At 73.7% G+C, this 23,744-nt stretch carries 22 protein-coding genes; 12 read left to right on the top strand and 10 right to left on the bottom strand.

Features of this window, described 5'->3' with window-relative positions:
• The first annotated feature begins 7 nt into the window (after positions 1-7).
• From aspT to OU787_RS28960, 3 genes are all read left to right on the top strand, one after another.
• Positions 8-1,705 (top strand): aspartate-alanine antiporter, encoded by a 1,698-nt coding sequence (aspT, locus tag OU787_RS28950; protein WP_268661129.1) that lies wholly within the window; start codon positions 8-10, stop codon positions 1,703-1,705.
• Between the two features lie 24 nt (positions 1,706-1,729).
• Positions 1,730-3,382, top strand: coding sequence for a bifunctional aspartate transaminase/aspartate 4-decarboxylase (locus tag OU787_RS28955; RefSeq protein WP_268661130.1), 1,653 nt, complete (start codon positions 1,730-1,732; stop codon positions 3,380-3,382).
• A 148-nt stretch (positions 3,383-3,530) separates the two neighbouring features.
• Complete coding sequence (locus tag OU787_RS28960; protein WP_268661131.1) at positions 3,531-4,394, top strand: universal stress protein; 864 nt, start codon at positions 3,531-3,533, stop codon at positions 4,392-4,394.
• A 35-nt stretch (positions 4,395-4,429) separates the two neighbouring features.
• Here OU787_RS28960 and OU787_RS28965 read toward each other — a convergent pair whose 3' ends face one another.
• A complete protein-coding gene (locus OU787_RS28965) occupies positions 4,430-5,071 on the bottom strand; it encodes a TetR/AcrR family transcriptional regulator (RefSeq protein WP_030460499.1) in 642 nt (213 codons plus the stop codon).
• A 171-nt stretch (positions 5,072-5,242) separates the two neighbouring features.
• Here OU787_RS28965 and OU787_RS28970 point away from each other — a divergent pair, with 171 nt between their 5' ends.
• Complete coding sequence (locus OU787_RS28970) at positions 5,243-6,007, top strand: SDR family NAD(P)-dependent oxidoreductase (protein ID WP_268661132.1); 765 nt, start codon at positions 5,243-5,245, stop codon at positions 6,005-6,007.
• Between the two features lie 179 nt (positions 6,008-6,186).
• Positions 6,187-7,368 carry an alpha/beta hydrolase gene (locus OU787_RS28975; protein ID WP_268661133.1) on the top strand — a complete coding sequence of 394 codons (1,182 nt, stop codon included), beginning with the start codon at positions 6,187-6,189 and terminating at the stop codon, positions 7,366-7,368.
• 51 nt (positions 7,369-7,419) lie between these two features.
• Here OU787_RS28975 and OU787_RS28980 read toward each other — a convergent pair whose 3' ends face one another.
• Positions 7,420-7,746, bottom strand: coding sequence for a MoaF-related domain-containing protein (locus tag OU787_RS28980; protein WP_030460502.1), 327 nt, complete (start codon positions 7,744-7,746; stop codon positions 7,420-7,422).
• A 91-nt stretch (positions 7,747-7,837) separates the two neighbouring features.
• Positions 7,838-8,233 carry a ribonuclease domain-containing protein gene (locus OU787_RS28985; RefSeq protein WP_030460503.1) on the bottom strand — a complete coding sequence of 132 codons (396 nt, stop codon included), beginning with the start codon at positions 8,231-8,233 and terminating at the stop codon, positions 7,838-7,840.
• A gap of 202 nt (positions 8,234-8,435) precedes the next feature.
• On the opposite strand from OU787_RS28985, the gene OU787_RS28990 reads away from it, so the two are divergent.
• Both OU787_RS28990 and OU787_RS28995 read left to right on the top strand, forming a co-directional pair.
• On the top strand, positions 8,436-8,672 hold the full coding sequence (locus tag OU787_RS28990) for a hypothetical protein (protein ID WP_268661134.1): 237 nt from the start codon (positions 8,436-8,438) through the stop codon (positions 8,670-8,672).
• A 322-nt stretch (positions 8,673-8,994) separates the two neighbouring features.
• Entirely contained in the window at positions 8,995-10,200 is a 1,206-nt protein-coding gene (locus OU787_RS28995; protein ID WP_081966935.1) for a glycoside hydrolase family 16 protein, read from the top strand.
• Between the two features lie 7 nt (positions 10,201-10,207).
• On the opposite strand, the gene OU787_RS29000 is transcribed toward OU787_RS28995, so the two are convergent.
• On the bottom strand, positions 10,208-10,657 hold the full coding sequence (locus tag OU787_RS29000; RefSeq protein ID WP_268661135.1) for a hypothetical protein: 450 nt from the start codon (positions 10,655-10,657) through the stop codon (positions 10,208-10,210).
• Between the two features lie 100 nt (positions 10,658-10,757).
• On the opposite strand from OU787_RS29000, the gene OU787_RS29005 reads away from it, so the two are divergent.
• Complete coding sequence (locus OU787_RS29005; protein WP_268661136.1) at positions 10,758-12,032, top strand: SUKH-4 family immunity protein; 1,275 nt, start codon at positions 10,758-10,760, stop codon at positions 12,030-12,032.
• Positions 12,033-12,057: 25 nt separating this feature from the next.
• On the opposite strand, the gene OU787_RS29010 is transcribed toward OU787_RS29005, so the two are convergent.
• Entirely contained in the window at positions 12,058-12,876 is an 819-nt protein-coding gene (locus OU787_RS29010) for an IclR family transcriptional regulator (RefSeq protein WP_268661137.1), read from the bottom strand.
• Positions 12,877-12,955: 79 nt separating this feature from the next.
• On the opposite strand from OU787_RS29010, the gene aceB reads away from it, so the two are divergent.
• The 3 genes from aceB to OU787_RS29025 all read left to right on the top strand — a co-directional run bounded on the left by aceB (position 12,956) and on the right by OU787_RS29025 (position 17,060).
• Positions 12,956-14,602, top strand: coding sequence for a malate synthase A (aceB, locus tag OU787_RS29015; protein WP_268661138.1), 1,647 nt, complete (start codon positions 12,956-12,958; stop codon positions 14,600-14,602).
• Positions 14,603-14,684: 82 nt separating this feature from the next.
• The gene (locus OU787_RS29020; RefSeq protein ID WP_123561602.1) at positions 14,685-15,071 is read left to right on the top strand and encodes an allophanate hydrolase-related protein; all 387 of its coding nucleotides are present in this window, start codon (positions 14,685-14,687) and stop codon (positions 15,069-15,071) included.
• Positions 15,072-15,470: 399 nt separating this feature from the next.
• Positions 15,471-17,060 carry a TROVE domain-containing protein gene (locus OU787_RS29025; RefSeq protein WP_268661139.1) on the top strand — a complete coding sequence of 530 codons (1,590 nt, stop codon included), beginning with the start codon at positions 15,471-15,473 and terminating at the stop codon, positions 17,058-17,060.
• Positions 17,061-17,091: 31 nt separating this feature from the next.
• Here the strand turns inward: OU787_RS29025 and OU787_RS29030 are convergent, their stop codons facing one another.
• Positions 17,092-18,093, bottom strand: coding sequence for an ArsR/SmtB family transcription factor (locus tag OU787_RS29030; protein ID WP_268661140.1), 1,002 nt, complete (start codon positions 18,091-18,093; stop codon positions 17,092-17,094).
• 56 nt (positions 18,094-18,149) lie between these two features.
• Here OU787_RS29030 and OU787_RS29035 point away from each other — a divergent pair, with 56 nt between their 5' ends.
• Positions 18,150-19,385, top strand: a complete 1,236-nt coding sequence (locus OU787_RS29035; protein WP_268661141.1) for an MFS transporter — start codon at positions 18,150-18,152, stop codon at positions 19,383-19,385.
• 105 nt (positions 19,386-19,490) lie between these two features.
• Here OU787_RS29035 and OU787_RS29040 read toward each other — a convergent pair whose 3' ends face one another.
• The 4 genes from OU787_RS29040 to uraH all read right to left on the bottom strand — a co-directional run bounded on the left by OU787_RS29040 (position 19,491) and on the right by uraH (position 23,736).
• Complete coding sequence (locus tag OU787_RS29040; protein ID WP_268661142.1) at positions 19,491-20,873, bottom strand: 8-oxoguanine deaminase; 1,383 nt, start codon at positions 20,871-20,873, stop codon at positions 19,491-19,493.
• Complete coding sequence (locus OU787_RS29045) at positions 20,834-22,240, bottom strand: nucleobase:cation symporter-2 family protein (protein WP_030460514.1); 1,407 nt, start codon at positions 22,238-22,240, stop codon at positions 20,834-20,836. Before OU787_RS29045 ends, OU787_RS29040 begins: the two co-directional genes overlap by 40 nt.
• Before the next feature lie 211 nt (positions 22,241-22,451).
• On the bottom strand, positions 22,452-23,372 hold the full coding sequence (gene pucL, locus OU787_RS29050; protein WP_030460515.1) for a factor-independent urate hydroxylase: 921 nt from the start codon (positions 23,370-23,372) through the stop codon (positions 22,452-22,454).
• A 31-nt stretch (positions 23,373-23,403) separates the two neighbouring features.
• The gene (gene uraH / locus OU787_RS29055; RefSeq protein ID WP_030460516.1) at positions 23,404-23,736 is read right to left on the bottom strand and encodes a hydroxyisourate hydrolase; all 333 of its coding nucleotides are present in this window, start codon (positions 23,734-23,736) and stop codon (positions 23,404-23,406) included.
• Positions 23,737-23,744: the final 8 nt, after the last annotated feature.

The raw sequence follows: 23,744 nt of genomic DNA on the forward strand, positions 1-23,744 counted from the left end.
GGACCCGATGGACTGGATCACCGACCACGTCTTCAAGCCCTACCCCGAACTGCTGATCTTCCTGACCGTCGCGATCGGCTTCCTGGTCGGCCGCCTGCACTGGAGGGCCATCGGCCTGGGCGCCGTCACCGGCTGCCTGATCGCCGGGCTGTTCACCGGCTGGGTGACCGAGGTCGAGGTCAACGGCACCGTCAAATCGGTGTTCTTCATCATGTTCCTGTTCGCCCTCGGCTACAAGGTCGGCCCGCAGTTCTTCCGCGGCCTCAGGAAGGACGGCCTGCCGCAGGTCGCCGTCACCCTCGCGGTCTGCCTCAGCGGCCTGGCGATCTGCTGGGGCTTCGCCGAGATGCTCGGCTACGGCCCCGGCCTCGGCGCCGGACTGCTCGGCGGCGCGCTCACCCAGTCCGCCGTCATCGGCGTCGCCCAGGACGCCATCGGCGGACTGCCCGGCCTCAGCCAGGACCAGATCACCGCCCAGCAGAACCTCGTCCCGATCGGGTACGCCGTCACCTACCCGCTCGGCACCATCCTGTGCGCGATCCTGCTCGCCAACATCGCCCCCCGCTTCCTGCACAGCGACCTCGCCGCCGACTCCCGCGAACTCGCCGCCGAACTCGACGCCCCCGCCGACGACCCCGACCTCTCCGAGGGCTACTACGAGGTCGTGCTGCGCGCCTACACCGCCGTCAACGGCCCGATCGGCTCCACCGTCGAGCAGTTCGAACAGCGCGAGCAGGCCGCCGGACGCCGGATCTACCTCACCCGGATCCGCCGCGACGGCAAGATCCTCGACCACGACCAGCAGACCGTCGTCGAACGCGGCGACGTGCTCGCCGTCAGCGCGCTCCGCCACGACCTGGTCGAACTCGACCCGGCCGCCGCCATCGGGCCGGAGACCGACGACGTCGAACTGCTCGGCTACCGCACCGAGCACCTGCACGTCGTCGCCTCCGAGAAGGCCCGACTCGGCAAGACCATCGCGGAGCTCCGCCGCGAACCGTTCATGGTCGGGGTGTTCGTCGACAAGGTCTACCGCTCCGGCGCGGAGTTCCCCTACCGGCTCACCACCCAGCTCGAACGCGGCGACACCCTGCTGCTGTCCGGTCCCGAGCGGCTGGTCGGGCCGGCCGCCCGGGCGATCGGCAAGCCGGTGCCGACCAGCTTCGCCACCGACATGACCTGGGTGGGCCTGGGCATCTTCCTCGGCGGCTGCATCGGCATCCCGGCGCTCACCGTCGGCGGCGTCCCGATCAGCCTGTCCACCTCCGGCGGCGCGCTGATCATGGGCCTGGTGTTCGGCTGGATCCGCGGCAAGTACCCGACCTTCGGCAACGTGCCGCCCGGCGCCCAGTGGTTCATGGACACCCTCGGCCTGTGCGCGTTCGTCGCCATCGTCGGCATCAACGCCGGGCCGAGCTTCACCAGCGGCCTCTCCCAGGCCGGTTGGGGCCTGCTGGTGTGGGGCGCCGTCGCCACCGTCGCCCCGCTGGTCGTCGGCCTGCTGGTCGGCCACTTCGTGTTCCGGATGCGCCCGCCGATCCTGATGGGCGTGGTCGCCGGAGCCCAGACCACCACCGCCGCGATCGGCGCCATCAACGAAGCCTCCCGCAGCCAGATCCCCACCCTCGGCTACACCATCCCGTACGCCGCGGGGAACGTCCTGCTGACCATCTGGGGCGCCGTCATCGTCGCCCTGCTCGGCTAGCCCCCTCCCGGAAGGACCCGCACCATGAGCAAGCCGTCGATCAGCCGCGAGGAGATCCAGCGCCTCTCCCGGCTCAGCCCGTTCGAGCTCAAGGGCGAGTTCATCGAACTCGCCGAGCACTACCAGGCCGACCGGCCCGGGCAGAAGGACAAGACCACCGTCCACATGCTCAACGCGGGCCGCGGCAACCCCAACTGGGTCTGCACCGGCCCCCGCGAGGCGATGCTCGCCCTCGGCCACTTCGCGCTCGCCGAGTCCCGCCGGGTCTGGACCGCCGACAACCTCGGCGGCATGCCCGAGCAGAAGGGCATCGCCGCCCGCTACGACCACTTCGCCCGCTCGCACCCCGAACTGCCCGGCATCGAACTGCTCACCGCCTGCACCAGCCTCGCCGTCGACCGCTTCGACCTCGACCGCGACGCCTTCCTGCACGAACTCGCCGACGCCGCGATCGGCGACAACTACCCCGTCCCCGACCGGATGCTGACCTGCGCCGAACAGATCGTCACCGGCTACCTCCAGGACGAACTGATGGACCGCCGGCCCCCCGAGGGGCAGCTCGACCTGTTCGCCACCGAGGGCGGCACCGCCGCCATGTGCTACGTCTTCGACTCCCTGATGAAGAACGGCATCCTGCACAAGGGCGACAAGATCGCCCTGATGGTGCCGGTCTTCACCCCCTACATCGAGATTCCCGAACTCGACACCTACGAGTTCGACGTCGTCCAGGTCCAGGCGTCCTCCTTCGCCGAGGCCGGCGTGCGCGAGTGGCGCTACCCCGCCGAGGAGGTCGCCAAGCTCGCCGACCCCGCCGTCAAGCTCGTCTGCCTGGTCAACCCCAGCAACCCGCCCTCGCTCGCCCTCTCCCAGCGGGTCGCCGACCAGATCAAGTCCATCGTCGCCACCGACAACCCCGGCCTGATCATCGTCACCGACGACGTCTACGGCACCTTCGTCGACCACTTCCGCAGCATCGCCGCCGACCTGCCCCGCAACACCCTGCTCGTCTACTCCTACTCCAAGCACTACGGCGCCACCGGCCACCGCCTGGGCGTCATCGGCCTGCAGCGCGACAACGTCATCGACGACGCCCTCGCCGCCCTCCCGCAGACCGAGAAGGACCGCCTCGCCAAGCGCTACGGCAGCCTCAGCCTCGACCCCGGCAGCATCCGCTTCATCGACCGCATGGTCGCCGACTCCCGCCAGGTCGCCCTCAACCACACCGCCGGGCTCTCCCTCCCGCAGCAGGCCCAGCTCACCCTGTTCTCGCTCTTCGCGATGCTCCCCGAGGGCAAGGCGTACAAGGCCAAGGTGCAGGCCGTCGTCAAGCAGCGCCTGGACCTGCTGCTGGAGGGCTCCGGCATGCGGATCTCCGAGGACCCGAAGCGGGCCGGCTACTACGTCGAACTCGACCTGCTCGCCGAGGCCGAACGCACCTCGGGACCCGACTTCGCCGCCTACCTGCAGAAGAACTACGAACCCACCGAACCGCTCTTCCGGCTCGCCGAGCAGACCGGCGTCGTCCTGCTCAACGGCGGCGGCTTCGACGGCCCCGAATGGTCGGTCCGGGTCTCCCTGGCCAACCTCGACGACCTCGACTACCTCAAGATCGGCCACCACCTGAAGACCATCTTCGACGACTACCGCGCCGAATGGCAGGCCACCACCGGCAACTGACGCCCCGCCGGGCACGCCCGCGCCCGCCCCGGCCGGACCCGGGCGCTCCCCGCCGCCGGGGCCCGGCCGTCCCTGTTTGTCCGGGCCGGGGCGGGCGGCGCATGCTGGAGGGGAGCGGCCGGGGCGACCCGGCCCGGAGGAGTGCGCCATGGAGATCAGGGCAGCGAACGGGGTGGTGGCGGGGGTCGACGGGTCGGTGCCCGCGGCGGAGGCGGCCGAGTGGGCCGCCCGGGAGGCCGAGTGGCGGGGGACGGCACTGCACCTGGTGCACGCCGTCAACACCGGGACGGTGACCCTCTCGCCGCGCACCGGGACCACCGTCACCGACCTGATCCTGCGGGAGGCCGCGGAACTGCTGGAGGCGGTGCAGGCCACCCTGGAGGCCGCCCACCCCGGGCTGCGGATCACCGGGGACGTGGTGCCGCGGGAGGCCGCCGAGGCGGTGCTGACCGCCGCCGAGCACGCCTCGCTCGCGGTGCTCGGCACCCGGGGCCACGGCGGGTTCGCCTCGCTGCTGCTGGGCTCGGTCAGCCTGCGGGTCACCGCGCACGCCACCTGCCCGGCCGTGGTGGTCCGCGGCACCGACCACCCCGACGGGCCGGTGCTGGTCGCCCTGCACGACGAGCGGGACGCCGCCGCGCTGCGCTTCGGCTGCGAGACCGCCGCCCGCCGGGGCCTGCCGGTGCGGGCCGTGCACACCTGGTCGCCGGTGGTGGCCGACGTCGGGCGGATGGCGCCGATGGTCGACGAGCTGGGGGAGGAGTCCCGGCTGCACGAGCAGCTGCTGCGCCGCACCTGCGACCCGGTGCGCGCGGAGTACCCGGACGTCGAGGTGGAGAGCCACCAGCTGACCGGCTCCGCCGCCGCGACGGTGGTGGAGGCGTCCCGGACCGCCGCCCTGGTGGTGCTCTCCCGGCACGAGCCCGCACCGCGCTTCGGCCTGCGGCTGGGCACGCCCGTGCACGCCGTTCTGCACCACGCGCACTGCCCGGTGGCCGTCGTCCCGGTCTGAGGCCCCGGCGGCCGCGGCCCGTCAAGCGTCAAGCGTCAAGCGGGCGGCAGGAGCGGTCCGGTGAGGCGGCGGAAGACGGTGTCGGCGAGCGCGGCGGCCCCGGCGGGGGGCGCGTCCCCGGCGGCCCAGGCCTCGACGGCCAGCCGCATCGCGGTGTTCGCGGCGGCGGCCAGCAGCCGGGCGTCCAGGCCCTCCGGGTCGAGGCCGGCCAGCCGGGCCAGGACGGGGCGCAGCGCGCTCTCGGCGTCGTGGTGGACGCGGTGCCAGACGTCGCGCAGCGCCGGGTCGGCGGGCATGGCGCGCAGCAGGCCGCGGGTCCAGTCCAGCGCCTCGGCGGCCCGGCCGGGGGCGGGGGTGAGGGAGGCGCGGGCGGAGTCCAGCAGGGCGGTGAGCGGCGGGGTGCCGGGGGCGGTGCCGGCGAGCAGCGCGATCCACTGGCGGGAGCCCTCGGCGAGCAGCGGGGCGACCGCGTCCTCCTTGGTGCGGAAGTAGCGGTAGAAGGTGCGCAGCGAGATGCCGCAGGTGCGGGCGACGTCCTCGGCGGTGGTGCCCTCGGCGCCGTGCTCGGCGAACAGGCGGGCGGCGGCGAGGGCGATCTCCTGCTGGGTGGCGGCCTTGCGGCGCTCGGTGAGGGAGGGCTGCGGGCGGTCGGGCTGCGGGCGGTCGGGCTCGGACATCTCTGCGGGTCCCCCGGTGGGTGCGGTCGGCCGGTGGTGTGGGCGGGCCCAGCCTAGCCGGGGAACGGCACGGAATGCGGATGTGGCACAACGTGCCATCGAGGCGTACCGTGCATGGCGAGAGGCCGAGCCGACCTCCCGATCCACCCGCACCGCAGGGAGACCCCCGTCATGAAGCGTTTCGAAGGCCGCCGCGTCCTGATCACCGGCGCCGGCTCCGGCATCGGCCAGGCCACCGTCCACCGGATCCTCGCCGAGGGCGGCACCGTGGTCGCCGCCGACGTGGTCGAGGCCAGCCTCGCCGCCACCCGGCAGCAGGCCGAGGCCGACGGCACCGCCGACCGGCTGACCACCGCGGTGGTCGACATCTCCGACGAGGCGTCCGTCCGGGACGGCATCGGCGGCGCCATCACCGCCCTCGGCGGCCTGGACGCGCTGGTCAACGCGGCGGGCATCCTGCGCTCCGCGCACACCGAGCAGACCACGCTGGAGTTCTGGAACCGGATGCTGGCCGTCAACCTCACCGGCACCTTCCTGGTCACCCGGGAGGCGCTGCCCGCGCTGCTGGCCACCGGCCGCGGCGTGGTGGTCAACTTCTCCTCCACCTCCGCCTCCTTCGCCCACCCCTACATGGCCGCGTACGCCGCGTCCAAGGGCGGCATCCAGTCCTTCACGCACGCCATCGCCGCCGAGTACGCCAAGCAGGGCCTGCGCGCCGTCAGCGTCGCGCCCGGCTCGATCGCCTCCGGCATGACCGCCGACCCGGGCCTGCCCGCGGACGCCGACATGGCGTGGTTCGCCAAGCTGCAGCCCGCGATCGGCCAGGGCTTCGCGGGCCCCGAGACGGTGGCCGGCGTGATCGCCATGCTGGCCTCCGACGACGGCGCGTTCGTCACCGGCACCGAGATCCGGATCGACGGCGGCACCCACGCCTGACACCCCCGCCCCCGCCCCGGACCGACCGGCCCGGGGCGGGGGAACCGCGGGAGCGGGTGCGGGCGTCACCCCGGCGGCGGGCATACTGCTTGCCGCACCCCCGCGCGCGCACCCCGCCCACCGGCCCGGCCGCGCCGCGCGGGGAACACCGCGAGCGGAAGGCACGGGGAGCACGGGGCATGGGGCTGACCAGCACGACACTGCTGCTGTTCACGATCGAGGTCGCGGTGGCGGCGCTCGGGGCGACCGTCTGGTGGTGGCCCGCCCTCGCCCGGCGGCACTGGCGGGCGGTGCTCGGACGGATCGGCATGCTGCTCGGCAGCCAGCTCGCGCTGCTCGCCGTGATCGGCCTGCTGGCCAACAACTACTTCTCGTTCTACAGCAGTTGGAACGACCTGCTGGGCACCGGACCGGACGCCCCGGTCGCTGTGAAGGCCGCCGCCGCACCCGCCGCCCAGGCCGCCCCGGCCCCGTCCGCCACGGCCTCCCGGCAGCCGGACCCGCCGGACCTCCCGGTGCTGCCCGCCCAGGAGACCGGCAGCGAACCGGTCAACACCGGCGGCCCGCGCGACCCGGAGCGGGTCGGCGCGATCCGCGCGGTGCGGATCCCCGGCGCCCGCACCGGCCTGAGCACCGACGGGTACGTCTACCTGCCGCCGCAGTACTTCCAGCCCGGCAACGAGCGGCGCAGGTTCCCCGCGGTCATCGCCATGACCGGCTTCCCCGGCGACGCCAAGGCCCTGATCACCCGCTTCAACTACCCGGGCGTCGCCCTCGACGAGATCCGGGCCGGCCGGATGCAGCCCACCGTCCTGGTGCTGATGCGCCCCTCGCCCGCGATGCCCGCCGACCCCGAGTGCGAGGACGTCCCCGGCGGGACGCAGGCCGAGACCTACTTCGCCGCGGACGTCCCGCGCGCGATCGGCGCCACCTACCGGACCGCCGACGGCCCCGGCGGCTGGGGCGTGATGGGCAACTCCACCGGCGGCTACTGCGCCGCCAAGCTCGCCATGCGCCACCCCGAGGTGTTCGCGGGCGGCGTCTCCATCTCCGGCTACCTGAAGGCCGCCGAGGACGTCACCACCGGCGACCTGTTCAAGGGCAGCCAGCAGCGCCGCGACGAGGCCGACCTGCTGTGGCGGCTGCGCAACCTGCCGATGCCCGCCACCGGGGTCATGCTCAGCGGCGCCGAGAAGGGCGACGGCGACTTCCGCGCCGAGGCCGACGCGTTCACCGCCGCCGCGAAGCCGCCGCTGGCCACCGCGGTGGCCTCCGTCCCCGACGGCGGGCACAACTACACGACCTGGATCAAGCTGCTGCCGGCCGGGTTCCGGTTCCTGTCGCAGCGGCTGAAAGCCTGAGGGGCCGAGCGTTCGAGGCTGTGGGCGCCGGGGCGGAAGGGCGGGGGAGGGTCAGGCCGGGGTGAGGGTGCCGGTGTGCAGCTCGCCGACCCGGCCGGTCTCGCCCTCCCAGGTCCAGAAGACCTTCACGGTCAGGGCGGTGAGGTCCATGACGTGGCTGACGGTGATGCCGCTGCGCTCCGTCCAGGAGACGAACCAGACGCCGGGGGCGACGGCCGCGACGTGCAGCGGGACGTCCTCGTACTGGCCGGCCGACTCGCCGAGGCCCTCCCAGCGCAGCCGGGTGCCGTCCGCGGAGTAGGAGTTGCGGAAGGAGGCGCCGTTGTCGACCTCGAAGAGGTAGGTGCGGCCGGCGAAGCCCGGCAGGGGGGCGTTCATGGAGGTCCTCGGTCCTTCGGGCGGGTCGGATCGGCGGGCGGGTGCGACCGGGTCGGCCGCACCCGCCCAACCTATCGGACCGGGGCTCCGGTCAGCAGCCGAAGTCGACGCGGCGGAACGACGCGTAGTGGTCGGCCGTGTAGTAGTCCTCGTGGTGGACCTTGCCGGTGATGATCCGCCGGGTGCCGCGGGTCGGGCTGCCCGGGGTGATCACGGTGTACTCGTGGTAGTAGCCGGTGGACTGCGCGGGCAGGACGCCCTCGCGGTTCTGGAACACCACGCCGTCCTGCGAGTACGGGAACGGCCCGCCCGCGTCGATCAGGCGGATGGTGTCGCGGCCCTGGCTGGGCAGCGCCGTGTAGCAGATGTTCCCGCTGACGGCGGCGTGCGCCTGGCCGGCGGCCACGGCGGTCGGGGCGAGGGTCAGCAGGCCGAGGGCGGCGACCGAGGCGGCACGGATCTTCAACGCGCGTAGAGTCATTCGCATGCCAGCAGTGTGACGCCCCGTCGGATCCGGTGGAACCCTTGGCGCGAACACTTCACTTCAGGGTCACCGCCGCACCACCCCGCCGCCGCGTGCCGGACCGCCACCAGCGGCGCCCGCGGGGCGCGGCCCTGACCCGCGGGGCCCGGGCGCCACCGCCCCTACCGTGCCCGGACCCCCCGTCGCCCCCGTCCGAGGATGCCCGGTGCGCCACCCGCTCAGGTCCCCGTCCACCGCACTGCCGGCGGGCGGCTCGGCGGACATCCCCGGCATCCTGAACGAGACCCGCGGCCCCGGCGGCGGCCTGGTGTCCACCGCCGGCGCGCTGGACACCACCGGCGTCCCGACGGTCGGCGGCACCGCGCTGCTCGGCGGCCTCGACCACCTGGAACTCGCCCGGGCCCCCGCCGTGACCGCCCAGGTCGGCGCCCGGCCGGGATGACGGAGCGCGATGTGAGAGTGCTCTCAGCGGGCCCCGGCCCCTTGGAGACAAAGCGACAATCTGCCTAGCCTGCGGGTGCGTCCAGGACCGGACGCACCCGCCGACGGGACGCCGAATCCCGCCCGACCGACGGCGTCGTCCCACAGCACAGACCACGGGCGGGAGCGGGGGACCCACCGCAGTACGCCACGCCTTCCCCCGCCCCTGCCCGGCGGCGGGCCCAGGCATGGCTCGGGGTGAAGCCGCGCCTTCGCGCGGCCGGGCGGCCTCGGCGCCCGAACCCGACAGCTCACCTCGCAGGCGTCGCGGAGGAACCCGTCCCATGCGACCCACACCCCTTGCCACCCCCGCCCGTCTCGGCGTGCTGGCCGGCGCCGCCGCGCTGGTCGGCGTGCCGCTGGCCGCCGGACCCGCCGGCGCCGCCACCGGCACCACCGTCGTCCAGGACCGGCTCGCCCCGGCCGGGATGACCGCCGGCAGCGCGAGCACCGCCTCGCTGACCCTGCACGCGAACCGCTGCTTCACCGCGAAGACCGTCGGCGTCGGCATCCGCGACGCGGCCGGCGCCAACCTCGACTTCCCCGGCAGCGCGAGCAACGTCCGGATCTGCTCCGGCGGCGTCACCGTCACCACCGGCGCGCGCACCCTGCCGGCCGGCACCTACACCCAGTTCGGGTTCTGGCAGGACACCGCGGGCGGCTGGCACAACCTGCCCTCGCGCACCCTCACCGTCGCCGGCGCCACCACCGCGCCGACCACGCCGACGGCCCCGACCACGCCCACGGCCCCGACCACGCCCACCACGCCGACGGCGCCGGACCCGGCCCCGGGCCAGGCGCCCGTCCCGGGCAAGTCGCTGACCTGGTCGGAGGAGTTCTCCGGGCCGATCGCCTGGGGCAGCAAGTGGACCGGCGACCGCAGCAGCGCCTACCGCTACGGCAGCCACAACCCCGACGACAACAAGCTGGACTGGCTGGCCCCGTCCGCCGTCACCGTCTCCGGCGGCGTCGCCACCTTCACCGCCACCCCCTCCGCGCACACCCTGGAGAACGGCAAGCAGGCCTGGGACACCGGCCTGCTCACCACCGAGTACAGCAAGGACGGCTTCCAGGTCCGCACCGGCGACTACATCGAGGCCCGGGTGAAGCTGCCCGCCGGCACCGGCGCCTGGCCCGCGCTGTGGACCTGGAAGGACGGCAACAACGAGATCGACAGCTTCGAGTACCACCCCGACAACCCGAACCTGCTCGAACTCTCCAACCGGATCCGCTCCGGCCTGAAGTACCACACCGACGCGAACGCGGTCGCCCCCGACCGCTGGGTCACCATCGGCACCTACTACGGCGCCGACTCGGTCGACTGGTACGTCAACGGGGCGAAGGTGTTCTCCGACGGCACCGGCGTCGGCGCGAACTGGTCGGCCTACCCGATCCTCAACCTGTCGCTCAGCGCCGGCCAGTACCACCCGGCGGCGAGCGGCAGCGCGCCGGTCTCGTTCAGCGCCGACTACCTGCGGGTCTACCGCTGACGGACCCTCACGTGACGGTGAGCGCGAACGCCGTCCGGTCGTTCGCCGGGACGCGGTCGTCCGCGCTCACCACCCGCACCTGCCCCGCGGTCCGCAGGCCGTGGGGCAGCTGCGCGTCCGCCCGCACCGGCACCAGCGCCGTCGCCGACCGCAGCGGCGGCAGGCCCGCCGGGAACACGCAGCTCACCGTCCGCCCGGCGGCCGTGCACGAGGACGGGAAGTACGGCCCCTCCGGGGCGAAGCCCGGCGGCAGCTCCACCACCACCGTGAACGGCGAACCCGTGGTCTGCGGACCGCCGTTGGCGACGAAGGCGTGCACCGTCGTCACCCCGCCCGGCGCCACCGGGTCCGGATCCAGCCGCACCACCCGCAGGTCCGAGTCCGAGGGGGCGGCGGCCGCTCCCAGCGCCCCCAGGGCGAGCAGGGGCGCGGCGAGCAGGGCGGGGAGACGGTGCACGGGGGCCTCCGGCGGAGCGCGGTCAGTCGTGCACCCAGCGTAGTCGCGCCACCCGGGCCGCCCCGCCGGACCACGCCGGGCGGCGGGTAGCGTGGGGCGCATGGGAACTGCGGGGGATGCAGGCGGGGCAGCGGTGTGGACGGCCGAACTGCCGGGTGCGGCAAGGGTGTTCCTCGACGGCGCCGGGGTGGGGTGGGAGCCGTCGAACGACGGGGCGGTGCGGCGGTTCGGGCGGTACGTGGGGGAGTTCGCCGACGCGCTGGAGGAGAACCTGCGGGAGGGGCTGCGGGAGCTGACCGGGCTGGGGGCGCACTACCGGGGGCCGGTGTACGAGGCGCTGCTGGCCGAGTACCGGGAGGCGGCCCAGGGGCGGATGGCCCGGATGGTGGCCGGGGCGCGGACGTGCGCGCGGCGGCTGCAGGTGGCGGCCGACGTGATCGCCGGCATGCAGAACGAGGTGGTCGAGGAACTGGCGGCGCTGGCGGCGGACGAGGGCCGGCCGGTGGCGGACCGGGCTGCTGCGGCGGAGAAGCAGATCGCCTACCTGCAGCGGCAGTTGGAGCACTACGCGCTGGACCAGGTCAGCGAGGTCGCGGCCGACCAGCTGGGGGCGATCGTCGCCGAGGCGTCGCGCGGGCCCGGGCGGCCGCGCTCCGCGGAGCTGTTCGCCGCGCTCGACCGGGGCGAGGACCTCGGCCCGGAGCACCGCTTCGACCCGGTGGAGGTGGAGCGCTGCGCGGTGGCGCTGGACCGGCACGAGGACCGGCTGCGGCTGGCGGCCGAGCGCTTCCGGACCTGCCTGGCGACCGTCGACTTCGCGGCGCCGCCCGGGCCCGACGACGCGCTCGTGCACGGCTTCCTGCTCGACCGGGGCGCGGCGCGGGCGGTGTTCGGCGCGGACGGGATGGTCACCCTGGACGGGCGCTCGGCGGCCGCGGTCGCGCACCGGCCGAGCCGGGTGTTCCTGCGGGAGGTCGGGCTGCCGGGCGACGCCGCGTTCCTGGCCCTGCAGCCGGAGCTCCGGTGGGGCGAGGCGCGGACCGGGGGTGAACCCGGGGCGGCGCACCGGCTGGCGCTCGGCCGGTTCGGCGCGGACTGCTTCCACCTGGACACCGTCACCGGCCGGGTCCGCAACGTCCCGGACGGCGGGCCCCCGCAGCTGGCCGCGACCCGGATCGACGCGTTCGTCCTGGCGCTGCACGCCCTGGAGGCGGAGCGCCCCTTCTACGAGACCGGCCTCCGCTACCGCGACCACCTCGACCCGGCGGGCGTCGAGCGGCGCTTCACGGCGCTGCTGCGGCGGGTGGACCCGGAGGCGGCCGCCGAACCGGACGGGTTCTGGCACCGGCTGATGGGCCACCTGCACAACAGCTAGGCAGGAGAAGCGAGTTGACGCACCGTCAGAGGACCTCGCCGAGGCGGGCGGCGATCGCCTGCATGAGCGGGACCAGGCCGGCGGCGCCGGACTGGGCCTCCAGGGCCTGGATGCGGGCCTCGGGGCCGGAGACCGAGAGGGCGGTGGGGGTGGGGGCGCCGGGGACGGCGACGGCGATGCAGCGGACGCCGATCTCCTGCTCCTGGTCGTCGACCACGTAGCCGAGCTCGCGGGCGGTGGCGAGCTGGGCGAGCAGCGCGGCGGGGATGGTGACGGTGTGCGGGGTGTGCGCCTGGAGCGGGCCGGGGCCGAGCAGGGCGCGGGCCTCGTCCTCGGGGAGCTGGGCGAGCAGCGCCTTGCCGACGCCGGTGCAGTGGGGCTGGACGCGGCGGCCGACCTCGGTGAACATACGCATGGAGCGGCGGGACTGGACCTGCCCGACGTAGACCACCTCGCCGCCCTCCAGGACGGCCAGGTTGGCGGTCTCGCCGGTGGCCTCCATGAGTTCGGCCAGGTAGGGGCGGGCCCAGGAGCCGAGGAGGCGGCCGGCGGTCTCGCCGAGGCGGATCAGGCGCGGGCCGAGGGTGTAGCGGCGGGCGGTGTCCTGCCGGACGTAGCCCTGGGCGACCAGGGTGCGGACCAGGCGGTGGATGGTCGGCATCGGCAGGCCGGAGCTGGCGGACAGCTCGCTGAGGGTGGCGATGCCGCCGGAGTCGGCGAGCGCCTCCAGGAGCTGGAAGGCGCGCTCGACGGACTGCACCGAGCCGGTGGTGCGTTCGGTGGAGGTGCTGGCCACGGGCGTTCCCTTCAATGTCCGGGGAGGAGTAGAGTCCACGCGATTCATCAACAAACCGTTGAAATTCTGTATCGCGGAAACTAGTCTCCACTGTACAGAACGGAACAGCCCAAGGAGAGTCCTGCCCATGGCCGCCGCAGATCAGGGTTCGTCCCCCTCCGTCCCCGGTGTCACGGTCTCCGGTCCGCCGGTGCCGCGCGCCGGGGAGGTGCTGACCGCGGGAGCACTGCAGTTCGTCGCCGACCTGCACCGGGCGTTCGAGGGCCGCCGCCGCGAACTGCTGGCCGCCCGCCGCGAGCGCCGCGCCGAGATCGCCCGCACCGGCACGCTGGACTTCCTGCCGCACACCGCCGACGTCCGCTCCGGCGACTGGCAGGTCGCCCCCGCCCCGCGCGCCCTCACCGACCGCCGGGTCGAGATCACCGGCCCCACCGACCGCAAGATGGTCATCAACGCGCTCAACTCCGGCGCGAAGGTCTGGCTCGCCGACTTCGAGGACGCCACCGCCCCCACCTGGGAGAACGTCGTCTCCGGCCAGGTCAACCTGATCGACGCCTTCGAGGGCCGGATCGACTTCACCAGCCCCCAGGGCAAGGCGTACGCGCTCAAGCCCGCCGCCGAACTCGCCACCGTCGTGGTCCGCCCGCGCGGCTGGCACCTGGACGAGCGGCACCTCACCGTCGACGGCGAACCGGTGGCCGGCGCCTTCGTCGACTTCGGCCTGTACTTCTTCCACAACGCCGCCCGGCTCATCGCCAAGGGCGAGCAGGACCCCAACTCCGGCCCCTACTTCTACCTCCCCAAGACCGAGAGCCACCTGGAGGCCCGGCTCTGGAACGAGGTCTTCACCCACGCCCAGGCCGCCCTCGGCATCCCGCACGGCACGATCCGCGCCACCGTGCTGATCGAGACCATCACCGCCGCCTTCGAGATGGACGAGATCCTCTACGAACTGCGCGAGCACGCCGCCGGGTTGAACGCCGGCCGGTGGGACTACCTGTTCTCCATCGTGAAGAACTTCCGGGACGCCGGCGAGCGCTACGTGCTGCCCGACCGCAACACCGTCACCATGGCCTCCCCGTTCATGGCCGCCTACACCCGCCTGCTCGTCCGGACCTGCCACCGGCGCGGCGCCCACGCCATCGGCGGCATGGCCGCGTTCATCCCCTCCCGCAAGGACCCCGAGGTCAACGCCGCCGCCCTGGTCAAGGTCCGGGCCGACAAGGAGCGCGAGGCGAACGGCGGCTTCGACGGCTCCTGGGTCGCCCACCCCGACCTGGTGCCCGTCGCCCGCGCCTGCTTCGACGCCGTGCTCGGCGAGCGCCCGCACCAGAAGGACAACCCCGGCGCGCCCGAACCGGTCACCCCCGCCCAGCTCCTCGACGTCGCCGCGGCCGGCGGCAGCTGCACGCACACCGGACTGCACAACGCCGTCCAGGTCGGCGTCCGCTACATCGAGGCCTGGCTGCGCGGCCTCGGCGCCGTCGGCATCTTCCACATGATGGAGGACGCCGCCACCGCCGAGATCTCCCGCTCCCAGATCTGGCAGTGGATCCACAACGGCGTGGTCCTCGCCGACACCGGCGAGAAGACCACCGCCGAACTCGTCCGCCGCCTGGTCGCCGAAGAACTCGCCGCGCTGCAAGCCGAGTTGGGCGAACAGGGGTACGCCGCCGGCCGCTGGACGGAAGCCGCCGCGCTGTTCGAACAGGTCGCCCTCGTCGAGGACTTCCCCGACTTCCTCACCCTCCCGGCGCTCGCCCTCATCGACTGAGCGAACGCCCACGCGCTCCGCCCCGCACCGCAGGCACCCTCACATCGGCCGCGGTGCGGGGCGGCCCGACGAAAGGAGCACCATGGCACGCATCTTCTTCAACGGCCAGGCGATGACCGGCGGCCCCTTCCACGCCAAGGTCCACGGCCACCTGGTCGGCCCGGTCAGCACCGCCCCCGGCTACCGCTTCTTCTCCATCCGCGACGAATGCCCCGCCCTGCTCGCCGACCCGAACGTCGACACCGCCATCGAGGGCGAACTGTACGACCTCCCGCTGGAACACCTCCGGGACGCCGTCCTCCCCGGCGAACCCCTCGAACTCGAGCTGGGCGTCATCGAGTTGGCCGACGGCACCCCCTCGCTGTCGATGGTCCTCGCCCGCGGCCAGCTCGAACGCGGCACCCACCGCGAGATCACCGAACACGGCGGCTGGCGCGCCTACCTGGCGACCCTGGGCCGCGAGGCCTGAGGGGCCGTCGAGAAAAAGCAGGTGCGGGCAGGGGGGTCGTCCGGGCTAGGGTGAAGCCCGTTCAGGTGCGCAGGCACGGATCGCCTCCCGGACGCACAACTCCACACGACTGCCACCTCCCGGTGCGCAGGCGCCGGTTACTTCCTCCAACGAAACCACCGGCACCGCTTTCGATCTCGGGAGGCCACCGCGCCGGGGCGTCCGGTGCGCAGGCGGGGGATACTTCTGGTTTCGGCGGTTCCGGGTTCGATCCCCGGTCGCCCGTGCCCGCACGGGCGGTAGCTCAATGCGGTAGAGCACCGAACTGTCACCTCCGCCGCGGCGGGCCGCTCCGGCCCGCACGACCTCGGACGCCCCGGTTCGGCATGCCTCCCCGCAGGACGCAGGAGGACCCACCCCATGGCCCGCTTCAACATCCGCCGCCGCCCCGCCGCCACCAGCGGCCCGACCTCGCCCGTGACCACCACCGGGCAAACCCTCCGCAACCACAACGGCGGAACGGGCCACCTGCGCGACGAGAAGTCCGAACTCTTCCTGCTCGCCGTCGCCAACCTGGTCGGCCAGGACAGCTTCTACGAACGCGGCGGCGACCGCGACGACCGCTACACCGCCCTCGTCCGCACCCTCGCCGTCCGCGACCCCGAATGGACCCTCGGCCTGCTGCGCTGGCTGCGCCACGGCGCCGCGATGCGCACCGCTTCGCTGGTCGGCGCCGCCGAGTTCACCCGCGCCCGGCTCGACGCCGGCCTGCCCGGACACTCCCGCCAGGCCGTCGACGCGGTGCTGCGGCGCCCCGACGAGCCCGGCGAACTGCTCGCCTACTGGACCTCCCGCTACGGCCGCGCCCTGCCCAAGCCGCTCAAGCGCGGCGTCGCCGACGCCGCCGCCCGGATGTACGACGCGCGCGCCCTGCTCAAGTACGACACCGCGAGCAAGGGCTACCGCTTCGGCGACGTCCTGGAGTTGACCCACCCCGCCCCGCACCGCGACAAGCCGTGGCAGGGCGAGCTGTTCCGCTACGCGCTGGACCGCCGCCACCGCCCCGACGAGGCCCTCCCGCCCGCCGGGAACGCCGTGCTGACCGCCCACCGGGAACTGACCGCCCTGCCCGTGGCCGAACGCCGGGCGGTCCTGGAGAGCCCCGGCGGCGCCGAGCGCCTGGCCGCCGCCGGAATGACCTGGGAGGCCCTGGCCGGCTGGCTACAGGGCCCGCTGGACGCCACCGCCTGGGAAGCCGTCATCCCGTCCATGGGCCCGATGGCGCTGGTCCGCAACCTGCGCAACTTCGACCGGGCCGGGGTCTCCGACGAGGTCGCCGCGACCGTCGCCCGGCGGATCGCCGACCGCGACGAAGTCCGCCGCTCGCGCCAGTTCCCGTTCCGCTACCTCGCCGCGCACCGGCACGCACCCTCGCTGCGCTGGGGCCACGCCCTGGAACAGGCCCTGCGGCACTCGCTGGAGAACGTGCCGCAGCTGCCCGGACGCACCCTCGTCCTGGTCGACCGCTCCGGCTCGATGTTCGACCGGCCCAGCGCGCAGACCGAACTCAACCGGGCCGACACCGCCGCCGTCTTCGGCACCGCGATCGCCCTGCGGTCCGCCGGCGCCGACCTGGTCGAGTTCGGCACCACCAGCCGGACGATCGACCTCCGGCGGGGAGACTCCCTGCTCAAGGCGGTCGACCGCTTCGGCAACCTCGGCGGCACCAGCACCGCCCAGGCCGTCCGCACCCACTACCGCGGCCACGACCGGGTGGTGATCGTCACCGACGAGCAGGCGTACGGCGACTTCCCGCACGACCCGCTGGCGTCCGTCCCCGCCCACGTCCCCTGCTACACCTGGAACCTGGCCGGCTACCGCACCGGCCACGCCCCCTCCGGCACCGGCAACCGCCACACCTTCGGCGGCCTGACCGACGCCGCGTTCCGCCTCGTCCCGCTGCTGGAAGCCGGACGGGACGCCGCCTGGCCGTGGGAGCAGGACCGGTAGGCCGGTCAACACCCCTGTGGGGTAGGGGAGTTCACCGTTCGCCGGAGGCGAGGGCGGCGCCCAGGGGGGAGCGGGCGTACAGCACGCTGCGGCCGGCCCGGGTGCGGGTGAGCAGGCCCGCGGCGGTGAGGGCGGACAGGTGGCGGCTGACGGCGCCCGGGGTGACGCCGAGGCGGTGGGCCAGGGCGGTGGTGGTGGCGGGGTGGGCCAGCAGCAGGAGCAGGCGGGCCCGCGGGGGGCCGATCAACTCGGCCAGCGCGTCCGGCACTTCGGGGAACGGCTGCTGCTCGCCCAGCAGCGCCGTGCCACGGGCCGGGTAGCTGATCACCGGCGGCTCGTCCGGGTCGATCACGGTGTGGGCCCCGCGGCCGCACAGGGTGGGCAGCAGGATCAGGCCGCGGCCCGCCACCGGGGTGTACCGGCCGCCCAGCGCCCGGACCCGGGGGTCGGGGTCGTCCAGCCGCAACACCCCTGATTTCCAAGAGAGTTGGGGGGAGAGGTCGGCGAACAGGCCCTCCGCGCCGTGCTCGGCGAACATCCGTCCCCGGTGGGCCAGGTCGGCCTCCAGGATCGCCCGCGCCCGCGGCCACCAGTGCGGCAGCAGGCAACGCTCCCAGTAGCCGCGCAACTGCTCGACACAGTGCGCCAGCAGGGCGGCCGGGTCGTCCAGCCGGGTGGCCAGCGAGGGCGGCAGCGGCGCGCCGTCGCCCTGGTGCGCGGCCGTGAAGTCCTTGGCGACGACGGCCGGATCGGTGGCCGCGAGGACCGCCAACTCGCTCTCGAAGGACGGGCGCCGGCCCGCCGGACGGGGCGTCAGGAAGTCCGGCACCCAGACCCGGGGCGTCACCAGCGCGTCCAGCAGCGCGGAGTCCAGCTCCCGGTACTCGGCCTCCCAGGACGCCGTCCAGCGCCGGTAGTGCGGGTACGCCGCCGGGCGGCGGCGGGCCCGCAGGCTGAACACCGCCTCCTGCAGCGGCGAGTAGGTGATCCAGGTGGTGGCGAGGTCGTCCACGCCGAAGGCGAACTCGAACATTGACCCCAACGGTAAAAGGATTCCCGGCCGCTGGGAACCCTGGTGTCCTGGCCCGCATGACCGCCGCCGCCGCGCCCGCCGGGCGCCGCTCCCTCCTGCCCGCAGACCCGATCCTGCGCCGGCTCGCCGTGATGACCGCCGTCAACACCGTCGGCAACGGCCTCTACTACTCCGTCAGCGCCCTCTACTTCACCCGCCAAGTAGGGCTGAGCGCCGGACAGTTGGCCACCGGACTGGCCGCCGCCGGAGTCGCCGGGATGCTGGCCGGCGTCCCGTTCGGACGGCTCGCCGACCGGGTCGGCCACCGCCGGCTGCTGTACCTGCTCGGGCCGCTGCAGGGCCTGGCCGTGCTCACCTACGCCTTCGTCGACGGCTTCGCGCCGTTCGTCGCCGCCATCGTCACCGCCACCGTGCTGGAACGCGGCGCGATCGTGGTGCGCAGCGCGCTGATCGCGCACCTGCTGCCCGCCGAGGACCAGGTGCGCTCGCGGGCGGTGCTGCGCTCGGTGATGAACGCCGGGCTGGTGATCGGCTCCACCGGCGCGGTCTTCGCCCTCCAGTCGGACAGCCACTGGGGCTACACCGCCGCGCTGGCCGTGGACGCCGCCAGCTTCGCCGCCACCTCGCTGCTGCTGCGCGGCCTGCCGGAGGCCGGAGTCCCCGCCGGGCGGCGGACCGGCGCCGGGAGGCCGCGCACCGCGCTCGCCGACCGGCGCTACCTGCTGGTGGCCTTCCTGCACGCCGTGCTGGAACTGCAGTTCGCCATGCTGGAGATCGGCATCCCGCTGTGGATCGCCACCCGCACCGCCGCGCCGCGCGCCCTGGTCGCGGTGGTCGGCATCGTCAACTGCCTGACCGTGGTGCTGTTCCAGGTCCGCGCCGGCCGCGGCGTGGTCGACCTCCGCTCGGCCGCCCGGGCCTGCGCCCGCGGCGGCGTCCTGCTGGGCGCGGCCTGCCTGGTGTACGCGGCCGCCGCCGGGCACGGCGCCGTCCTCGCGGTGGCCCTGGTGCTGACCGGCGTGCTGCTGCACAGCCTCGCCGAACTGCTCACCTCCGCGGGCGGCTGGACGCTCAGCCTCGACCTGGCCGACCCGGACCGGCACGGCGAGTACCAGGGCGTCTTCATGAGCGGCCAGGCCGGCTCGCACGTGATCGGCCCGCTGGTCGTCACCGCCACCGTCCTCGCCCACGGCGTCGCGGGCTGGGCCGTCCTGGGCGCCCTGCTGGCAGCGGCGGGGCTGGCGATCCGGGCGGTGGCGCGCGGGGCGGCGGTGCGTGCGGCGATGGCGTGAGCGGAGCGCGGAGCCGACCCCGGACCCTTCGCCGTGGGTCCGGGGCCGTGGGTCCGGGGGCCCGCCGTCGTCCCTGGCGGCGGGCCCCCGGAGTGTGAGGGGGTGTCAGCCGCGGGCGGCGAGGTCGCGGGCGGCGCGGGCGGCGGCGAGGGCGATCCGGTCCTCGTCGACGGTGGTGAGGCGGCCGTTCTCGACCACGGCGTTGCCGTTGACGAACAGCGCGGCCAGCGGCGGGAGGGCACCCAGGACGAGGGCGGCGACCGGGTCGGCGATCGAGGAGTGCAGGACGCCGTCGACCTTCCACAGGGCGAGGTCGGCGAGCTTGCCGGCCTCGATCGAGCCGATCTCGGCCTGGCGGCCCAGTACGCGGGCGCCGCCCATGGTGCCCAGGCGCAGCGCCTGGCGGACCGTCAGGGCGTCGGGGCGGCCGTGCAGGCGGTTGATCAGCAGCGCGTTGCGCAGTTCGGTGCCCAGCTCGCCGGACTCGTTGGAGGCGGTGCCGTCCACGCCGAGGCCGACCGGGACGCCCGCCCTCAGCATGTCGGGGACCCGGGCGATGCCGGCCGCGAGGCGGGCGTTGGAGGACGGGCAGTGCGCGACGCCGGTGCCGGTCTCGGCGAACTTCGCGATGTCGGAGTCGTTCATGTGGACGCAGTGCGCCATCCACACGTCCTCGCCGAGCCAGCCCGTCGACTCGAAGTAGTCGGTGGGGCCCATCCCGAACAGCTGCTTGCAGAACTCCTCCTCCTCGGCGGTCTCCGAGCCGTGGGTGTGCAGCCGCACGCCCTTGCGGCGGGCCAACTCGGCGGACTGCCGCATCAGTTCGGTGGAGACCGAGAACGGGGAGCAGGGCGCGATGGCGACCTGCAGCATCGAGCCGAACGAGGCGTCGTGCCACTTGTCGACGGCGCTCTCGGACGCGGCGAGGATCTCGTCGGTGTCCTCGACCGCGTGGTCCGGCGGCAGGCCGCCGTCCTTCTTGCTGCGGTCCATCGAGCCGCGCAGCGCGGTGAACCGCAGGCCCAGCTCCTGCACGCCGGCCACCGAGGCGCCCAGCACGTCGCCGCCGCCGCGCGGGAAGACGTAGTGGTGGTCGGAGGCGGTGGTGCAGCCCGACTTGAGCAGCGCCGCGGCGGAGCCCTGGGTGGCGGCGTGCACCAGGTCCTCGTCGATGCGTGCCCAGGTCGGGTAGAGCGCCACCAGCCAGTCGAACAGGATGCTGTCCTGGGCCAGGCCGCGGGTGATCCACTGGTAGAAGTGGTGGTGGGTGTTGACCAGCCCGGGGGTGAGCAGGTGCCCCTCGCCGTTGATCCGTCGCGCCACGTTGTCCAGCCAGGCGGGCGCGGGCCCGTCGCCGACCGACTCGATGGTGTTGCCGAGCACGACCACGTGGCCGCGGGCGTACTCGGTGTCCTGGGCGTCGACGGTGGCGATCGCGACGTTCTCGATCACGATCCGCCGGTCGGCGGCGGGGGGCTGGACTGCCATGGGGGTACTCCTTGGAGGGAACGGCCGGCGGAGCCGACGTGGTGGAACAGCAGGTTGAGCAGCACCGCGGCCAGGCAGCCGGCCGAGATGCCGGAGTGCATCAGGGTGCGGACGGCCTCCGGGAACCCGTCGTAGAAGGACGGTACGGCGATCGGGATGATCCCGACCCCGAGCGACACCGACACCAGGATGGTGTGCGAGGTCGACTCCATCCCGGCCTCCGCGAGGGTGCGGATGCCGGACGCCGCGACCGTGCCGAACAGCACGATCCCCGCGCCGCCGAGCACCGGCTGCGGCACCAGCGACACGACCGAGCCGAGCACCGGGAACAGGCCCAGCAGCACCAGGATCCCGCCGCCGGCCGCGACCACGAACCGGCTGCGGACCTTGGTGAGCGCCACCAGTCCGATGTTCTGGGCGAACGCGCTGCACGCGAAGCCGTTGAACACCGGGCTGACCGCGGTGGCCAGGCCGTCGGCGCGCAGGCCGGCCGCCAGGGTCGGCTCGTCCGCCTCGCGGTCGACGATCCGGCCCAGCGCCAGCATGTCGGCGGTGGACTCGGTCATCGAGACCACCATGACGATGCACATCGACACGATGGCCGCGATGTCGAACTGCGGCCCGCCGAAGTGGAACGGCGAGGGCAGCGCGAACACCTGCGCCTCGCCGACCTTCGAGAAGTCGGCCAGGCCGAGCGGGAAGGCGGCGGCGGTGCCGACGGCCAGTCCGATCAGCAGGGACATCTGCTGCCAGAAGCCCCGCAGCAGCCGGTTGCCCAGCACCACGGCGGCCAGCGTGAACGCGGCCAGGCCGACCGCCTTCGCGGAGCCGTAGCCGGGCGCGCCCGGCGAGCCGCCGCGCGCCCAGTTGACCGCCACCGGCAGCAGGGAGACACCGATCAGGGTGATCACGGTGCCCTGCACGACCGCCGGGAAGAACCTGACGAGCCGGCAGAAGTACGGTGCCGCGAGGAAGCACAGGACCCCCGCGACGATCACCGCGCCGAAGATCACCGGGAGGGCGTCCTTCGGGCCGTGCTCCTTGGCGATCGCCAGCATCGGTGCGACGCCGGCGAACGAGACGCCGTTGACGAACGGGAGCCGGGCCCCGATCCGCCAGACGCCCAGGGTCTGCAGCAGGGTGGCCAGTCCGGCGGTGAACAGGCTGGCCGATATCAGCAGGGCGAGTTCGCCGGGGGTCAGCCCGACGCCCGCGCCCACGATCAGGGGTGGAGCGACCACGCCGGCGTACATCGCGGCGACGTGCTGCAGCCCGGTGCCGAACAGCTTCGGCGGGGAGAGCACCTCGTCCACCGGGTGGGTGGGGGTGGAACCGTCGTCAGTGGTGGGGGTGGTGCGGAGTGCCATGGAAGTAGCCCCTTTGCTGCCCCAGGCTCTCGGCGCAACCCGGGCGCTGGAGAGGGTGTGGATCGGCCGGAGGGCGGGACGACGGTGCAGGGTCCCTCCGGACTGCTCTCCAGCTCCCGGGACTGCCGCCGTGAGGGCGGGCACGGTCTCCGAACGGTGGGGGGAGGGAGAGAGCGGAACTGCGGTGCTGCGTAAGGCGGTTGGCGGAGCGTCAGGCGACCGGGATGACCGGGGTGACGCCCTCGCGGTGCACGGTGCCCTCGATCAGGCCGTACATCCGGTCGGCGGCGAAGTAGACCTCGTTGTCGTTCTTCAGTCCGAACGGCTCCAGGTCGACCAGGAAGTGGTGCTTGTTCGGCAGTTCGAGGCGGACCTCGTCCACCTCGGCGCGGTTGTTCAGCACCCGGGTGCCCATCGCGTGCAGGGTCTGCTGCAGCGAGTAGGAGTAGGTCTCGGCGAACGCCTCCAGCAGGTGGCGGCGCACCTGCTGGTACGAGCGGTTCCAGTTCGGCTCCGGCTGGTCGTCGCGGCCGTGGAAGCCGAACGCCCAGCGGGCGGTGACCTGGGTGGCCAGGATGCGGTCGTACGCCTCCTGGAGGGTGGTGTACCGGTCCTTGATGTAGCCCCAGAACTCCGAGTTGGTGGTGTTCAGCACCACCAGGTCCTTGAGCCCGGAGATCACCCGGAACCGGTCGCCGTCGTACACCACCTCGGTGGTGCGCACCTCCTGGCCCTTGCGGACGAAGGAGTGGCCGACCTCCTCGGAGCCGATGAACCGGGAGGAGGAGTCGGGGGTCTTGATCCGCTCCCAGCCGTACTCCTCGACCCGGATCCGGGCGCTGTGCACGACGCCGCGCTCGGTGTCGTCCACGAAGTGCCGGGCCAGCCGGACCGCGAAGCCCTCGGCGGACTCGATGCCGTGCTCCTTGGCGTAGGCGTACACGGTGTTCTTGGTGGTGTCGGTGGGCAGGCAGTTGGCGTTCGAGCCGGTGAGGTGCACGTCGTCGAACTCGCCGCGCAGCGCGACCGAGACGTTCAGGTCCTTGATCTCGTGGCGGGTGGAATCGCGGTAGACCCGGACGATGCGGTTCTCCGCCTTGCCGTACTGGTTCTGACCGAGCACGTGGGCCATGACGTGGCTCCTAGGGTTCCAGACGGTCTACCTAGCTTCCGCGGTAGACCGAGTAGCCGAACGGGTTGAGCAGCAACGGCACGTGGTAGTGGTGCTGCGCGGGCGCGACCGTGAAGACGATCGAGACCTCGGGGAAGAACGGCTGCTCGGCCGACCCCGCGTAGTACGCCGCGGTGTCGAACAGCAGCCGGACGACCGAGCCCGCCTCCGCGGCCGGCAGGTCCTTGACCCGGCCGTCGGAGTCCGTGGCGGAGGTGCCGAGCACCTGCCAGCCACCCTCGGTGTGCAGTGCCAGCTCGACCGGAACGCCCTCGGCCGGACGGCCGAGGCTGGTGTCGAGCACATGCGTGGAGATGCCGGTCATGGTGGGGA

Origin of the sequence: Kitasatospora sp. YST-16 (assembly GCF_026802215.1) — a bacterium.
Classification (GTDB): Bacteria; Actinomycetota; Actinomycetes; order Streptomycetales; family Streptomycetaceae; genus Kitasatospora; species Kitasatospora cineracea.

Coding starts and splice junctions, on each gene's coding strand:
- OU787_RS28995 (WP_081966935.1), top strand. CDS start 8,995: ATGCGACCCACACCCCTTGCCACCCCCGCCCGTCTCGGCGTGCTGGCC.
- OU787_RS29005 (WP_268661136.1), top strand. CDS start 10,758: ATGGGAACTGCGGGGGATGCAGGCGGGGCAGCGGTGTGGACGGCCGAA.
- OU787_RS28975 (WP_268661133.1), top strand. CDS start 6,187: ATGGGGCTGACCAGCACGACACTGCTGCTGTTCACGATCGAGGTCGCG.
- OU787_RS29030 (WP_268661140.1), bottom strand. CDS start 18,093: ATGTTCGAGTTCGCCTTCGGCGTGGACGACCTCGCCACCACCTGGATC.
- OU787_RS29045 (WP_030460514.1), bottom strand. CDS start 22,240: ATGGCACTCCGCACCACCCCCACCACTGACGACGGTTCCACCCCCACC.
- OU787_RS29035 (WP_268661141.1), top strand. CDS start 18,150: ATGACCGCCGCCGCCGCGCCCGCCGGGCGCCGCTCCCTCCTGCCCGCA.
- OU787_RS28970 (WP_268661132.1), top strand. CDS start 5,243: ATGAAGCGTTTCGAAGGCCGCCGCGTCCTGATCACCGGCGCCGGCTCC.
- OU787_RS28960 (WP_268661131.1), top strand. CDS start 3,531: ATGGAGATCAGGGCAGCGAACGGGGTGGTGGCGGGGGTCGACGGGTCG.
- OU787_RS29020 (WP_123561602.1), top strand. CDS start 14,685: ATGGCACGCATCTTCTTCAACGGCCAGGCGATGACCGGCGGCCCCTTC.
- OU787_RS29040 (WP_268661142.1), bottom strand. CDS start 20,873: ATGGCAGTCCAGCCCCCCGCCGCCGACCGGCGGATCGTGATCGAGAAC.
- uraH (WP_030460516.1), bottom strand. CDS start 23,736: ATGACCGGCATCTCCACGCATGTGCTCGACACCAGCCTCGGCCGTCCG.
- pucL (WP_030460515.1), bottom strand. CDS start 23,372: ATGGCCCACGTGCTCGGTCAGAACCAGTACGGCAAGGCGGAGAACCGC.
- OU787_RS28955 (WP_268661130.1), top strand. CDS start 1,730: ATGAGCAAGCCGTCGATCAGCCGCGAGGAGATCCAGCGCCTCTCCCGG.
- OU787_RS28980 (WP_030460502.1), bottom strand. CDS start 7,746: ATGAACGCCCCCCTGCCGGGCTTCGCCGGCCGCACCTACCTCTTCGAG.
- OU787_RS28985 (WP_030460503.1), bottom strand. CDS start 8,233: ATGCGAATGACTCTACGCGCGTTGAAGATCCGTGCCGCCTCGGTCGCC.
- OU787_RS29010 (WP_268661137.1), bottom strand. CDS start 12,876: ATGAATCGCGTGGACTCTACTCCTCCCCGGACATTGAAGGGAACGCCC.
- aspT (WP_268661129.1), top strand. CDS start 8: ATGGACTGGATCACCGACCACGTCTTCAAGCCCTACCCCGAACTGCTG.
- OU787_RS29025 (WP_268661139.1), top strand. CDS start 15,471: ATGGCCCGCTTCAACATCCGCCGCCGCCCCGCCGCCACCAGCGGCCCG.
- OU787_RS28965 (WP_030460499.1), bottom strand. CDS start 5,071: ATGTCCGAGCCCGACCGCCCGCAGCCCGACCGCCCGCAGCCCTCCCTC.
- aceB (WP_268661138.1), top strand. CDS start 12,956: ATGGCCGCCGCAGATCAGGGTTCGTCCCCCTCCGTCCCCGGTGTCACG.